At 33.2% G+C, this 15,910-nt stretch carries 12 protein-coding genes; 4 read left to right on the forward strand and 8 right to left on the reverse strand.

Annotation, left to right across the window (positions count from 1 at the left end):
- Positions 1-159: 159 nt before the first annotated feature.
- From QWY92_RS08040 to QWY92_RS08065, 6 genes are all read right to left on the reverse strand, one after another.
- On the reverse strand, positions 160-1,659 hold the full coding sequence (locus QWY92_RS08040; protein ID WP_290270101.1) for a carbohydrate-binding protein: 1,500 nt from the start codon (positions 1,657-1,659) through the stop codon (positions 160-162).
- A gap of 53 nt (positions 1,660-1,712) precedes the next feature.
- Complete coding sequence (locus QWY92_RS08045; RefSeq protein WP_290270103.1) at positions 1,713-3,068, reverse strand: DUF4959 domain-containing protein; 1,356 nt, start codon at positions 3,066-3,068, stop codon at positions 1,713-1,715.
- A 25-nt stretch (positions 3,069-3,093) separates the two neighbouring features.
- On the reverse strand, positions 3,094-5,037 hold the full coding sequence (locus tag QWY92_RS08050) for a RagB/SusD family nutrient uptake outer membrane protein (RefSeq protein ID WP_290270104.1): 1,944 nt from the start codon (positions 5,035-5,037) through the stop codon (positions 3,094-3,096).
- Positions 5,038-5,072: 35 nt separating this feature from the next.
- The gene (locus QWY92_RS08055; protein WP_290270105.1) at positions 5,073-8,495 is read right to left on the reverse strand and encodes a SusC/RagA family TonB-linked outer membrane protein; all 3,423 of its coding nucleotides are present in this window, start codon (positions 8,493-8,495) and stop codon (positions 5,073-5,075) included.
- A 101-nt stretch (positions 8,496-8,596) separates the two neighbouring features.
- The gene (locus QWY92_RS08060) at positions 8,597-9,787 is read right to left on the reverse strand and encodes a FecR family protein (protein WP_290270107.1); all 1,191 of its coding nucleotides are present in this window, start codon (positions 9,785-9,787) and stop codon (positions 8,597-8,599) included.
- A 288-nt stretch (positions 9,788-10,075) separates the two neighbouring features.
- A complete protein-coding gene (locus tag QWY92_RS08065) occupies positions 10,076-10,657 on the reverse strand; it encodes an RNA polymerase sigma factor (protein WP_290270111.1) in 582 nt (193 codons plus the stop codon).
- 571 nt (positions 10,658-11,228) lie between these two features.
- Here QWY92_RS08065 and thrS point away from each other — a divergent pair.
- The 4 genes from thrS (at position 11,229) to rplT (ending at position 14,505) form a co-directional block, all read left to right on the forward strand.
- Entirely contained in the window at positions 11,229-13,163 is a 1,935-nt protein-coding gene (gene thrS / locus QWY92_RS08070; protein WP_290270112.1) for a threonine--tRNA ligase, read from the forward strand.
- A gap of 51 nt (positions 13,164-13,214) precedes the next feature.
- Complete coding sequence (infC, locus tag QWY92_RS08075) at positions 13,215-13,760, forward strand: translation initiation factor IF-3 (protein ID WP_290271574.1); 546 nt, start codon at positions 13,215-13,217, stop codon at positions 13,758-13,760.
- Between the two features lie 91 nt (positions 13,761-13,851).
- Complete coding sequence (gene rpmI, locus QWY92_RS08080; protein WP_042495462.1) at positions 13,852-14,049, forward strand: 50S ribosomal protein L35; 198 nt, start codon at positions 13,852-13,854, stop codon at positions 14,047-14,049.
- Between the two features lie 111 nt (positions 14,050-14,160).
- A complete protein-coding gene (gene rplT / locus QWY92_RS08085) occupies positions 14,161-14,505 on the forward strand; it encodes a 50S ribosomal protein L20 (RefSeq protein WP_290270116.1) in 345 nt (114 codons plus the stop codon).
- A gap of 129 nt (positions 14,506-14,634) precedes the next feature.
- On the opposite strand, the gene QWY92_RS08090 is transcribed toward rplT, so the two are convergent.
- Both QWY92_RS08090 and QWY92_RS08095 read right to left on the reverse strand, forming a co-directional pair.
- Entirely contained in the window at positions 14,635-15,285 is a 651-nt protein-coding gene (locus tag QWY92_RS08090; protein ID WP_290270119.1) for a hypothetical protein, read from the reverse strand.
- A complete protein-coding gene (locus QWY92_RS08095) occupies positions 15,286-15,735 on the reverse strand; it encodes a YHS domain-containing (seleno)protein (protein ID WP_290270121.1) in 450 nt (149 codons plus the stop codon).
- Positions 15,736-15,910: the final 175 nt, after the last annotated feature.

Genomic DNA, 15,910 nt, shown 5'->3' on the forward strand with positions numbered 1-15,910 from the left:
TTTTTAGCGAAAAAAAGATATAGCGGAAAGCCCGACCCGAAGGGGAACGCCCAAATTTTGATTTTCAACGATGTTTATTTTACTATGGTTTTATTTTAATACTAAAGGCCTGATAAGTAAACTTATCAGGCCTTTACACAAACTCACTATATAAACTACTTAATTTATTTTAGTAAAAACTGTATAGTCAAAATTATATTTAGGACTTCTCATAAATAACTTTAATTTATGAATACCAGCTTCTAATTGAATATTATTATTAGCAGGTTGAAGTTTATAAGTTCCCCAGTTACCTGTACCTTCCACCTCAATAAGTGTTACTTCAATATCATCGATAAACACAGCTAATTGCCCAACCGAATTACCAGACCCTGTACTAGAACTCAACATACCGTCTACCTGATAGGTTCCTGTTTCTAGAACATTTATTGTGTAGATCATCCATTCTCCATCTGATGTGTATCCTAAGTTACTTCTACCTGTTAAACTCCCCTCTACATCTACACCTTCAGACCTCCATCCTTTACCACGGTTGGCTGTATCTGCATCATTATAAGCTATGCCCTGACCACCAATATTAAAAAATTCCGCTTCAACGATACCTGGAACTTCAATTGGCCCATTATAAGGACCGGTAATATTTACAACCTTGCTAGTTGTTTCTACTATGATATCATAGGGTCCGTCATTAATATCCAATTGTATATTATCATTTCCATCATCACTGGTTCTCATAAAATCGGCAATTGTATTAAAGAAAGAAAAACCGTATTGTTTTTCTGACGTTAATTCTTTATCATGAAAAGCTCTAATAACATCATTAGCTTTTAAATAAATATTTTCACCAAAGTATCTTCCTGGTTCAAGAGCTGAAAGTGTTACAAATGACGCTGCATCCCATCCAATAGACTCTACTAACATAAAAATAGGATCTAAAGAATAATCAGCTGGCACAAACGTTATTTCACCAGACAACGGGGTTGTATCTAAAATAACTTTATTATCTATTTGAGGACTAAAAAGCATTTTATACGTAATTGTATAAGCTCTTTCCTCTTCTAAGTTAGGCACTATAATGGATAGTTTTCCATTTTCAACATTATTACTAATGTTTGCAGGATCAATTACTAGCGCGTTACCCTGATTATCCGTCATTGTAAATTCAAGTCCATCCTTGTATTTCATAACATCATTATCTAACGCCGCCCAACTAAAAGTAAGACTATTAACATTCACCCCGTCTGTAGGTAATATTTGGGGTTTAGCAATAAACATGTTTTTACTTACCCAATCTTCAGATACAGGGAACAAATCGGCATACTGCTTTATAGACTGGTTATCCTTTGCGTCTACACTAAAAACTTCAAAGTTGTAGGTTTCACCAGAATTAAGTCCTGTGACCACTATAGTATCTATAACTGTTTCGGAAATAATACTATCTGTAGCACTATACTTTATTACCATTCTTTCGGCCTTAGCATCTGTAGGTGCATCCCAAGCTAAATAGACTTTTTCTATACCGATGTATGACCTTAAACTATCTGCTTTTCCTGGGTATACAGTTTCCGTTAGGTATTGCTTATAAATCTCGTCTTGTTCTTCGCAAGAAAAACAGAAGATCAAGAGGAGTCCTATTATTATTAAGTTATTAATTTTCATAATATTTTGTTTTTATATTGTTAAATATAACATTGTATTTTTTGAACAAAAGTTTAGTTCACAGAATTCCCAAAAATAGAAATCTCAGATCCTACACATACACTAGTTCCGCCATCAAAACGTTTAAGTCCTCTGTACTCAAGGTATCTAAATGTTTTTGTAAACTGAGGATTCTCTGGATACGCAATAAAGTGATGTCCTGCAAGTACTTCTTCTCTAGCTTCAACTTCATCAAAAGGTTTGACAATGTTGGCTCTACGTACGCGTTCCCAATTCACTTTGTCATTACTTATCCATAATTCGAATATTTCAACATTTTCACCATCATAGGCATATCCTGATTGGTCTGCGCCTGATTTTCGATAATCCCAATCGCGTTGCCATACTTTAAATCTGCTCATTTGCACTTCTTCACCTAAATCAATATAATATGAAAACGGTATAGTTCCTGTAATACCCGTACTAAAAAAGTTCTTATTTCTTAAAATACCATCATCTATAATACCATCCCAAAAAAGTTGAATTTCTCCATCTAAACTACGTTCTCTTGCATTCCAATTAATCTCATCTCCCAATTCGCCTTTATATCCGCCTTCTTTTTCTGCACGAAGCAAAGTTCGAGTCATTGTAACTTCTTGCCCAGATTCATCAAGATCAACCCAGGTTTCGTTCATGGAGTCCGGTAATAATTCATCCCTTAGAAAAGTAAACTTTGTTTTATCAAGTAATTGATCACTAAAGGGTGTAATGTCATTATACTCCTTTAAGCCTGTTACATTACCAAAATCGTCAGCTATATCTACAGTAAAATTGTATGCTTTAATATCTAAATTATCAATTAAGAAATTATCTTTCAAATCATTAGTTGCATACTTAGCAACAATAGAGTGTCCGTCTACCTCATAAGTCACCCCTATAACCATGTTTTTTCTTTGTGGATTCTCCCAAGAAACATAAACACTTGAAAAGGAAGGAATTACTATCAATCCATCTAAAACAACATCTGTAGATGGTGTTAAAGGTGTGATTTCTTGAGTTACTGGTGCCGATTCGTTACCTGTTCTGTCTACAGAAACCAACTTTACATTATAAGGTTTAACCGAGCCTAAGCCTTCTATACCCAATGAATCTGCGTAAAAACTCGATGCTCTATATATGGTTTCATTATTATCTAAGGTATAAACTGCTTTTACAAATAAAATATCCTCATCTACAGGTACGTCGTAAAAAAACGTCCCTCCTCCATTATTAGGTTTAAATGTTACATTAGCTACCTGTGTAGGCGCTGTTGTATCCGTACTGCCGTCATCATCACTATTACATGAACTAAACATGAATACTATACTTATACAAACCAATGCCAAAAAACGAATAGCACCTATTTTATAATTTAATATGTTTTTTTTCATAATTATTATTTTGTTAATTAAAAAATTATCTATCCCAACCTGGGTTTTGAATTAACTTTGGATTTAACCTTAACTCGTTTAACTCTAGGGGGAAGAAATAATCACGAGGGGTAATCCATTGACGGGTTTGCTTAGTTTGTAACGTATAAAACTCTGTACTTAAGTTTTTCTCGACATCCCAACCAAGAATTGGTAATGTAAAAAATTCAGAACCACGTTTCCATCGTCTAATATCATCATATCGATGCCCTTCAAAACTAAGCTCAATAAGTCTTTCTTGATGAATAATATCTCTTAATCCTGATTTATCTAAATGCTTACCAACCGTTTTAACTATTGTTGGATTATTATAAACAATCTCAATATCCTGCAGTCCCGCACGTCTTCTAATAACGTTCAAATCACTGTACACTTGCTGAGAAGGCCCACTATATTCATTACGAGCTTCGGCACGCATTAAATAAAGTTCTGGCAATCTCATAAGTGGTTTTGCATAATGCACCACTGTAGTCCAATGATCGGATGTTGTTTCTGGATGAACAAACTTTTTAACTCCAATACCTGAAGCATAAAAATCTGTTGCATGCGCTCTTCCTCCTGGGAATTCGGCATTTCTCATTTTTAAATTATTACGAGCACCTTGCGCTCTCCAAACTCCTCTATCTGTAGCTAACCATGCATAAAAGCGAGGCTCTCTATCTAAATGTAAATTAATGGTTCGTTCTAAAGGTTGTAAATACCCTCTATAATAATCTTCCTCTTCTGGAACTACCGTAATTGCTAATCTATTATCGTAATCAAAGGTTATATCTTCTGTTATTGGCACACCGTTTTTGGTATAAAACATTTCGGCCATACGGTAACTAGCTCCTAACCATTGCCAAGCACTTCTATTATTTGTAGTATTAACAGCACTACGCATATTAGTTGCTACTTGAAATCCGGAAGTAGATCTATCATTGATATTAGAAAGCCCCCAAATAAGTTCGCTATTCCATTCTTCTACAATTGAAAATCTATTATTATATGCATATTTCATTACTCCTGAAACATCCCAATCTTCCTCATCATAAAGTTCAGCTCCTCCCTCATAGGTATATAGTTTATATCCTACTGATGATGCTTGAGCAATAGCTTCCTCAGTTGCATCTAATGCTAATTTCCATTTTTCTGGATCTGCTGTTAAATTAAAGTAAGGCACACCCTCTGCATTTACAAATGAACCATAATATTCTGTATTACCATTATATAACGGACTAGCAGCATACATAAGCACTTTTGCTTTAACACTCATAGCAATTGTTTTATCTATTTGTCCAAGAAAAGATAAAGACCTAGTATCTTCAAGATTATCAATAGCCTCATCAAACAAATTAATGATATAATCAAAACAAACATCAACTGGTTGACGCTCTTGTCTTACCTTATCAATACCTTCGGAAGCTTCAATATTCACATCTGCAAGTATAATTGGGCCATATTTATTTAATAAATAAAAATGATAATAGCCTTTAAGGAATTTTACTTGGGCAGTCCAATCTATTTTATCTGCCTCTGTCATATCTGGCACATCATTAATATTTTCTAAAAAAGTATTACATACCCTTATTCCATCATAAAGACCTGTAGCTCCATTCCTACCAGTCCAAAAGTTTAATAGTGGATCATTAGCTGTTTGCCAACCGCCTCTCATTATTTTTGAACCTCTCAATCGACCTGATTCACCGGCATATTCTATGTCTAATCTACCAAGAAACTCATCACCAGACATTAACATACTACTGTTTACGTCATCATTATGAGGCATAAAAGAATAACATGCCGCCAAAGCTTGATAGGCTTTTATTTCTGTTTCAAATAAATTCTCTACTTCTACTGTGTTATCTGGTACTACGTCTAGGTAATCTGAACAAGAGCCACATAATAAAAGCATTACTAAAACCTTTATATAATTTATAAATTTTGTCATATTTTTATTTTTTTCTAATTTAAAAAAGCTTGCTATTACAATGAAAGTTGTAACCCTACATTAAAGACACGTTGCACTGGGTAACCTAGGCCATTTCCTCCCATTTCTATATCCCATAAATCGAACTTACTTATAGTTAATAAATTAGTTGCACTAGCATATACTCTAAATTTTTCTAAGTGAAATCTAGTTAATATCTTTTCAGGTATAGTATAACCAACTTCTAAACTTTTAAGTCTTAAAAAATCACCATCTCTTAACCACCAAGTAGATTGTTGCGTATTATTATCGACTACAGTTGTAGACAATCTTGGCCAAAAGGCTTCTGGATTTGGATTATTTAAATTCCAATAATCATCAGCTACAATATCTAAAGCATTTCGTCTACCAACAAAAGGAGCTACTTTTTGCGAATCAATAAAGAAAGAAGATTTAGCCGACCCTTGGAAAAAGAAAGACAAATCGAAAGCCTTATATCCTCCCGATAACCCAAAACCATAAATAATTTCTGGACTTGTTGGATCTCCAATAGCCACTGCATCATTACTATTAATTAAGCCATCACCATTAATATCTTTATACTTAATATCTCCTGCTTGGTAAGGACCAAATTCTTGAACTGGAGAGTTCTCTATTTCTGCTTGATCTACAAATAAACGTTCTGCAACTAATCCCCAGGCTTGTTTTATAGAAGCTCCTTTACGATCTTGGTAATCATAAAGATATTGTTTTTCATCTTCAATTATTTTACTTTTTGCAAACGTAAATGTAGAACGACCGCTTAACCATAAATCTGGAGTAAAAGAGTGATTAAAATCTAAAGAGCCATCAATCCCTTGAGAGGTTGCTTCCCCTACATTACCATAAATAGCAGCACTTAATCCAACAGAATTTGGAATAAAATCACGAGTTAAATAAACATCCGATCTGTTTTCTTTAAAGAAATCTACATTAAGATTAATAGCATTTAATATTTTCATCTCAACTCCTAAATTAAATTTTTCTGCAACCTCCCAAGTAATTAGGTTGTTTGCATAGCGCTCTACAGTATACCCACTATAACTGGTTTGATAATTACTTCCCCACGTATACCCATTTCCTGAGTTACTAATTTGAGAAAGAAAGAAAAAACGATTGCCTGCTGAAGTAATAGCATCATTCCCTACTAAACCATAAGTAAATTTTAGTTTCATGGTATTAACAACATCTTCTAGCCCTTTCCAATATTCCTCGTTAGACATTAAATAACCAAACCCAATTGCTGGAAAAAATCCGTAGCGTTCTTTTTCTGAAAATTTCTCAGACCCATTATAGCCAAAGTTCGCTTCAATTAAATATCTAGAATCATAACCATACGTAAGTCTTCCAGAAATACCATTATTTCTAGACGGTAATGTTGCATAGATACCGCTGCCAGCACTTTGATTCATTTTCTCTTCTGCACGCCCTACAAGCAAACCGCTTACAGCATGTTTTTCGTCAAAAGTTTTATTGTATAACAAACGTGCTTCAAAATAATTACGTGAATTAGAATTACGACTTACCGATGGGTTACTTAAAGCAGCAGATCCATCATCATTAATTTGCTCCAACGTATACGTATCTGTGATTTGATCGTAATCTTTATATCTATAATAAAAAGGATCATAAGATCTTGAAGACGAAAACTCACCAAACGATTGAATTGAGAAATTACCGCTAAACGTTAAATTCTTCGTTATTTCAGATTTTATTGATAATTGAGACAATACCGTTGCAGAAAAATAATCTTTAAATCCTTTTACACTTTCTGCATATGGATTTGTAAAAAGATTCTCTGAAGTTGCCGTTGAAGAATTACCAAATAAAATATGTGTTGTAAACTCATTGGCTGGATCTGCCGCATAATACTTAGGAAACTCCACTGGATTTATAGCCATGACACTATTATAAATAGCTGTTCCACTAGAAGTAGGTGTATTAGATCTATTAAAATCTGAACTAATTTTTAATCCTACCGTAGTTTTAGGGCTTAGCTTAATATTTAAATTTGAACGCAGGTTATAATTGTTAATTTGAATATTTGAATTGAAATTATTCTTTTTATCTACTCTTAATAGCCCGTTATCACTAGTATAAGAACCCGCTAAATAATAGGTTGCCACTTTACCTCCACCAGTTACATTTATATTATATCTTGAATTTACTGTTTGCGATTTAAACAATTCATCATACCAATTCACATCTGGAAATGCGTATGGATTAAGTCCGTTTTTTGTATTTTCAATACGTTGTACATTATAAAACTTAGGCAATAATGGATCATCATTAAACTGCGCTTGATTATAAAGTTCCATATACTCTACCCCGCCAACCACTTGAGGTATTTGCGTTGGTCTAGAAAAAGAAGTTTCATGTCTGAAAGAAATTTGAGCTTTCCCCTCTTTACCTTCTTTTGTTGTTATTAAAATAACACCATTTGCCCCCCTTGCTCCGTATAGGGATGTTGCTGTAGCATCTTTCATTACGGAAAAACTAGCAATATCATCTGGTTGTACTCTAGAAAGCTCATTCGCTGAAATTTCAAACCCATCCAAAAGAATTAAAGGACTAGCCCCTTGACCAAAAGTAGATATCCCACGAACAAAAAACTCCGCATTATCGGCTCCAGGTTCTCCACTACGTTGATAAGATATTAATCCGGAAACACGTCCTGCTAAAGCTGTAGTTAAATTACTAGAAGGTATTTTAAGTTCACTTGGTTTAATTGTTGTAATTGAGGCAACAACACTTTCCTTTTTTTGTTCTCCGAAGGCCACAACAACCACTTCATCCAAAGCAGCAGCATCTTCTTTTAAGGTTAAATTAATAACATCTTTATCTACAACCGTTACTCGTTGGGTTTCCATACCCACAAAACTAAACTCGATAACTTCTCCTTTATCTGCCTTAATGTTATATAGACCATCAAAATCTGTTTGTGTACCACGTTTTGTACCCACGACTAAGATATTAACACCTGGCACTGGCATGCCTCCTTCGTCTAATATAGTTCCACTTATTGTTCTTGTTTGTAAAACAGGAGCTTCGGTAACCTCAAGGGGTTTCCCTTCCCTTTTATGAATTACAACTTGCCTATCATTTATAGTGTAAGCAAACTCATCGACACTTAATATTTTATTAAGAACCTCTCTAATGTTCTTATTTTTTACTTCAAAGTTTCGGACTCTTTTATTTAAAAGCCCCCAAACTTCATCGTCGTAAATAATAACGAATTCACTTTGTTTTTCAATTTCTGAAATCACCTTTTTTAAGGAAACATCTTTAAATTGAATATTAAATGTTTTAGTCTGCGAGTAAGAGTCTGTAAAAGCGTAACAGACATTAATTAAGAGAAAAACAGCAAAACACTTCACTGATTTTTTTATACTATCCCTAATTTTGTATTCAAAATTAAAATCGAATAATTTTTGTTTCATAAAATCTTATTTTATTTAGTTGGTTATAGTTGTTTGTTTTGTATCCGCTAACTGTTAACAGATACAGCATGAGAGCTTAGTATTTCCCACGCTTAGTGTTGCTACTCTATGATATATTCATTTTTCTTAAGTTTATTAATTGTTAATTTGGAAGCTAATCCTAGATTTTTTAGTGTAGTTTCTATATCGTCATTAAGATCTAATTTACCGGTTACTTTATTTTCTTTAAATGCGTCATTCTCAATTTTAATAGAAACATTATAGTACCTATTTAATATTCTAACAATTTTCTGTAATCGGTCTCTGTTAAACGAGAGATATCCATTTATCCAAGTAAAATAAACATCTGGATTTACCTCGTATAGCTGGATAGCTTTATTTCGTTTATTCCAGTGCGCTAATTGCCCAGGTTTTAACAAGGTTTCCGAAGTAGAAAATATATTTTCTTTCTTTAGTATTTTTACCGAGCCTTCTTTTAAAACGGTTTGAATTGTATTTTCCGAAGCATAGGCCGTAACATTAAATTTGGTTCCTAAAACACTAATCTCATAATCATCATTTAAGGTTTTTACTACAAAAGGTTGTTCTTTATTAGTAGCAACTTCAAAATAAGCTTCACCTTCTAAAAACACGGTTCTACTATCTTTTCCAGCAAAACTAGAGGGGAAAATAAATTTACTTCCGGCATTTAGGTGCACAATTGTATTATCTTCTAAAACAATTTTACTTCTTTTCCCGTAGGGCACTAATAATTGGTTGAGTTCCTCTTTTTGCTTAGTTGATTTTGCGGCTTCTTTATTGTTTACAACAATATTTCCATCATTTTTATACTCTACCTCAGATTCTTTTGAATCGCTAAGCTCATCAATAACTAAGGCGTCTTTATTTCCTAAAATAAGTTGCGTATTAGAAATGGAATCTAGATTTCCAATTTTTATATCGTCATAACTTAAAAATTGATTTCTTGTGCTAAAAAACCAAAAACCAGCCACTCCAAAAATTATAACTAAAATAGCAGCGTATTTATAAATTCGAGAAAACCCATGTGGTTTATTTCGTTGTTTTGCATTCGCTTCAATTTTAAGTTTTATAGCCTCGAAAACTTCATCCTTAAAATCGGGAATAGAAATTTTGTTTTCGTCTGCTATAGCTAACAAAATTGTTTTCAGATCGTTTATTAATTGTTCGTCCTTTGGATGTTTCAACAATAAATCTTCCATACGTTTGGAATTTTCATTGTTCGGGTTATATACCCAATTAATAAAGTCTGGATTGTTTAAATATTTTTTCATTTTTATGGAGCTAACTAACCTATAGATACACGAGAAGTAATTATGTGGACATTTTTTATGATTATTTTTAAGAAATCCATAAAAAAAGACAAAATATTTTATCTAGTTAATAACAAAAGCACCATTTAGCAACATAAGCAATAATGTTGAATTTTCACAAAAACGCACATATTTAATTACAGATAGTTATAAAAAAAAAGGAAGAATCGACTATTTTTAGAGATTTAGCCGTGTATAAAGTTGTAATCAAAACAACGTTATTTTAATTTAAAAAGAATACTATATTTTTTAATAAAAAGAAGGAATTAACATCAAAATAACATCGATAGATTTTGAAAAGTCCTGACTGTTTCGAATTTTTTTAATGGCTCTATAAACTTGTTTTCTAACCGAACTTTTATCTATGCCAAGTAAGTCTCCTATTTCTTCGTAATCAAAACCACGTGAAAATCTTAAAAACAAAATTTCTTGTTGTTTCTTTGATAAATTACGGATTAAAATAGATAAAACTTCTTTTTTTCTGTCGTAAATTTCCTCGTTAAAGGTTTCGTTTTCTACAATATGTTCGGATTTATCTACTTTTAAATCTTTATATTTATTTTCGCGTTCGAGTTTTCTGTAAGCACCATTTCGAACCGATTGATATAAATAGTTTCTTAAATTCTGAGGTTTGGAGAGAAATGCTCTACGCTCGTATAAGCTTACAAACACATCTTGCACACAATCTTTAGCGAAATCTTGGTTTGGAAAAATTTTAAAACTATAGCTGTAAAGTTCTTCAAAATAAGTGATATAAAATTGCTGAAAAGCATTTGCATTCCCCGACACAAATTCCTCCCATAATTTATCGCTTAATTCGTTGTTTTTCAAAATTTATATGTCGTTATTTCTTATCCTAATCTCTCTTATTCATCACACGTTGTACACTCACTGCATGAGTATAAAGGGGAATAAAACCGAATGTTTTTTTTATAATTTTAGTCATGATAATTGAGAGTATAAGAACCATGTGAAAACGGAAAAAGTAAAAAATTAAGAGAGCTAACAAATTATAATTTCAAATATATAAAATTGATTCACTAAAGCATTAATTATAACGGATATTGTTGTTTTTTTTTCTTACAACCTTAGAATCTCTAAAAGATCTAAATTTAATATTGTAATAAAAATCAAGTAATACATAACAATCACTAATATGATAGCTGCTAAACTTTAACCTTAAACTACAACACCAACTTTGGTAGCTTGGCCCGCGTTAGGGATTGAGGCGGCATCCTTTTTTGAGTTTTTTAGCGAAAAAAAGATATAGCGGAAAGCCCGACCCGAAGGGGAACGCCCCAAATTTTATTGTTGAAAGGATATTGATTCAATTTATATGACTATATATGTTGTACGTGGGGCTTTATACTATTATCTTTGCATTCGGATTTTAATTTATTTTATGATACATATTACATTACCTGATGGCAGCGTGAAAACGTTTGATGAGCATGTGACTCCTATGGATGTTGCAAAGAGTATTAGTGAAGGATTTGCTAGAAACGTGATTTCGGCAAAATTTAATGGCACAACCATTGAAACGGTTACGCCTTTAACTACCGATGGTTCGCTAGTTTTATATACTTGGAATGATGATGAAGGAAAAACGGCGTTCTGGCATAGTTCGGCTCACGTTTTGGCCCAGGCTATTGAGGAATTGTATGATGGTGCAAAATTAACCATTGGTCCTGCCATTGAAAATGGATTTTATTATGATGTAGATTTTGGTGAACATGCCGTTTCTGAAAAGGATTTTAAGGCGATTGAAACTAAAATGATTGAGATTGCCCGTGGTAAACATGAGTTTAAAATGCGTTCGGCGTCTAAAGCTGAAGCACTTGAATTATACAAAGGGAACGAATTTAAAACGGAACTTATTGAGAATTTAGAAGATGGCACAATTACATTTTGCGATCATTCTACATTTACCGATTTGTGTCGTGGTGGTCATATACCAAATACCGGTATTATTAAAGCTGTAAAAATATTAAGTGTTGCTGGTGCATATTGGAGAGGTAATGAAAATAACCCACAATTAACGCGTGTTTATGCTATTTCGTTCCCGAAACAAAAGGAACTTACCGAGTATTTACATATGCTTGAAGAGGCTAAAAAACGTGACCATAGAAAATTAGGTAAAGAATTAGAATTATTTACTTTCTCGAAACGTGTTGGTCAAGGTTTACCCCTTTGGTTGCCTAAAGGTGCTGCATTACGCGAACGTTTAGAAAACTTTTTGAAAGCTGCCCAAAAGAAGGCTGGTTACGAAATGGTGGTTACGCCACATATTGGACAAAAGGAATTGTATGAAACTTCTGGACATTACGCGAAATATGGTGCTGATAGTTTTCAGCCTATTACAACGCCTAAAGCCGATGAGGAGTTTTTACTAAAACCAATGAATTGCCCACACCACTGTGAAATTTACAACAGTGCGCAATGGAGTTATAAAGATTTACCAAAACGTTATGCTGAATTTGGCACCGTTTATAGATATGAGCAAAGTGGTGAATTACACGGTTTAACTCGTGTTAGAGGTTTTACTCAAGATGATGCCCACTTGTTTTGTATGCCAGAACAATTGGATAAGGAATTTAAGGATGTTATAGACTTAGTGCTTTATGTATTCGGATCTTTAGGGTTTGAAAACTTTACAGCACAGGTTTCTGTAAGAGATCCAGAAAATCCCGACAAATATATTGGTGATGTAGCAAACTGGGAAAAAGCAGAACAAGCAATTATTAATGCTGCTAATGATAAAGGTTTAAATTATGTTATAGAAACTGGTGAAGCGGCTTTTTACGGTCCGAAACTAGATTTTATGGTAAAAGATGCCTTAGGAAGAAAGTGGCAATTAGGTACTATTCAAGTAGATTACAACCTTCCAGAACGTTTCGATTTAACTTACAAAGGCAGTGATAACGAGCTACACAGACCGGTAATGATACACCGTGCACCTTTTGGAAGTATGGAACGTTTTATAGCATTATTACTAGAGCATACCGGTGGAAATTTCCCATTATGGTTAATGCCAGTTCAAGTAATTATATTATCTATTAGCGAGAAATATGAAAAATACTCTGAAAAAGTTTTAAATTTGCTAGAAAATGACGAAATTCGCGCCCTTGTAGACCATAGAAATGAAACTATTGGGAAGAAGATTAGAGAATCCGAAATGCAAAAACACCCGTATATGATTATTATAGGGGAACAAGAAGAGCAAGAAGGCAAAATATCTGTACGCCAACATGGTGGAGCAGATTTAGGAATGATTTCCGTTGAAGACTTCTCGCAAATTATAAAAGATGATATTAAAAAAACGCTAAAATCGTTTTAACAACAACAACAACACAACATATAAATAAGTTTAACTTAAATACATAAGGCCATAGCAATTAGAAGAAGACATCAACCGAGAAGGGTTTCGCAAGAGGATAAACATAAGATTAACTCTAAGATAACAGCACAAAAACTACGTCTTGTAGGAGACAATGTAGAGATAGGTATTTATACCAAAGGCGACGCATTGCGTCTTGCCGATGCACAAGGATTAGATCTTGTTGAAATTTCCCCGAATGCTGAGCCCCCTGTTTGTAAGGTTATGGACTATAAAAAGTTTCTTTACGAACAAAAGAAGCGTGATAAGGCTTTAAAATCTAAAGCTACCAAAGTGATTATTAAAGAGATTCGTTTTGGACCTCAAACCGATGATCATGATTACGCATTTAAAAGGAAGCATGCTGAAAAGTTCCTTAAAGAAGGCGCAAAGCTTAAAGCTTTTGTGTTTTTTAAAGGACGTTCAATTATCTTTAAAGAACAAGGACAAATTTTGTTACTACGTTTAGCTCAAGATCTTGAAGAACTTGGAAAAGTAGAACAAATGCCAAGACTGGAAGGTAAACGTATGACTATGTTTATTGCACCAAAAAAATAACACTCTATTTTTATAGAGTTTACAATACCGTACAGAAATCGTTTCTGTACAAAAGAGATTAAGCGAAATAATTAAAATCTAGGAGAAAAAAATGCCTAAAATGAAAACAAAATCTAGTGCTAAAAAGCGTTTCAAGCTTACTGGTACTGGTAAATTAAAAAGAAAGCACGCTTTTAAAAGTCACATCTTAACAAAGAAGTCTAAAAAGCGTAAGCTAGCACTGCGTCATGATACATTAGTACATAAAGCAGACGAAAATAACATTAAAACCATGTTGCGTTTAAAATAAACACAACCTGTTTTTAACGTTGGTTAAATAAATTATAAACCCTGGAGTTAGGCTTTAATTATAAAAAGTGTCTATTTATAGGCCGCCTACTACAAAAAAACAATTAAAATTATGCCAAGATCAGTAAATTCTGTAGCAAAAAGAGCCCGTAGAAAAAAGGTTCTAAAACAAGCAAAAGGTTACTTTGGACGTCGTAAAAACGTTTGGACAGTAGCAAAAAATGCGGTTGACAAAGCGATGCAATACTCGTACAGAGACCGTAGAAACAAAAAGAGAACATTCCGTGCATTATGGATCACGCGTATTAACGCAGGAGCCCGTTTACATGGTTTATCTTATTCTCAATTTATGGGAAAATTAAAAGCTAACAATGTGGAATTAAACCGTAAGGTTTTAGCCGATTTAGCTATGAACAACCCAGAGGCTTTTAAAGCTGTAATCGAGAAAGTAAAATAAGGCGTTTCGCCTATTGTAAAACATATTATTCGCTTAATAAAAAAAATCCGATTCTTAATTGAATCGGATTTTTTATGTTTTATAATGAACCGTTTTTATGGTTTAACCCTCACCTATCAGTCAGAAAAATTAAAAATAGACCAACTTGGTAACCTGAAAAACAGAAATGCATAACAACAACACACCTATCACGCGATTAACGCGAGTTGTAATGTGTTTAGTTCTTATTTTTAGTACATCACTAAATTTACCATATCCATATAATACCATTAACTTCCCAAAGTAAGCACCTATTAAAAACAGAATAATCAAATGGTATTCAACTGCACTATTTAAGTCTACAATATTTCTATTTAAATACGCCAATATAAATATCCAATACACCAACACCGTAGGATTTACCAATCCTAAAAAGAAACCCAGCATTTGTTTAGAAATAGGCACAGCTCTTTCTTTAATAAGAATACACTCATCGTTTTCATCTTTCACACATTCTGTACGCCCAAATACAAGCACAGTTCCAATAATTATTAAAAGTCCCACAATGGTATATTGTACCCAAGTATTCATTGCAATAAACACTTCAATTTGTGCATTAAACATGATGGCTACCACTATTAAAATAACTTCTGCCAATGATGCGGTGTAAATTATTTTTAAAGCATCCTGCACACTTTCTTTTATAGTGGTGTTAATTACAGCAACATTTGTGGTTCCCAAAGGTAAAGCCCCAAGAACCGCCGCGGTAAATCCAATAAAAAAATAAACAACTAAATACATTTACTGCTTTTTATTAAGTGTTTCCCAGTTGTTATCTGCCTGTTTTCTCAAATTATCTGGAGATTCTTCTATCCAGGATTCTAAGGTATTTGTGCCCCATGAATTATAAAAAAGATAAAGTTTACCGTCTCGTATTTCGTAAGTTTCCGGATCTATAGATACTTTTTTAGATTTCACAGCAACAGCATAAGCACAATACCCGCCATATTCTGGAATATATCGCTCTGGATTTTTATTGAAAACTTCTAAATTCTTTTGATTAATAAATTTAAAGCTACCACCCTTATAAGTTGCAACGTATTTTTCACTCCCTTCTTTTGGAGCATTATTAAAGTACGAAACCACATCGAAACCTTCAACTACAAACCCTCCTTTTGTGTAATAATCTACGTCTTGGGCTTGCATGACGTAAGTTGATAATGCGAATAAAATGATGAATACATGTTTCATTTGATAAATAAATTTAATGGGCTTTGTGTTTTTAATTCTGAACTATTAATTTTCAGACTAAGCAATCTAAAATTTTATTCTGAATGACTTTAAAACAAAACTGTTTATACAATTATCAATTAAGTCGCTTTAAGTAGAACGACCTTTCACACATAAAAACATCAAATTATGAAAC

It is taken from the genome of Algibacter miyuki (assembly GCF_030409805.1).
Lineage (GTDB): Bacteria > Bacteroidota > Bacteroidia > Flavobacteriales > Flavobacteriaceae > Algibacter > Algibacter miyuki.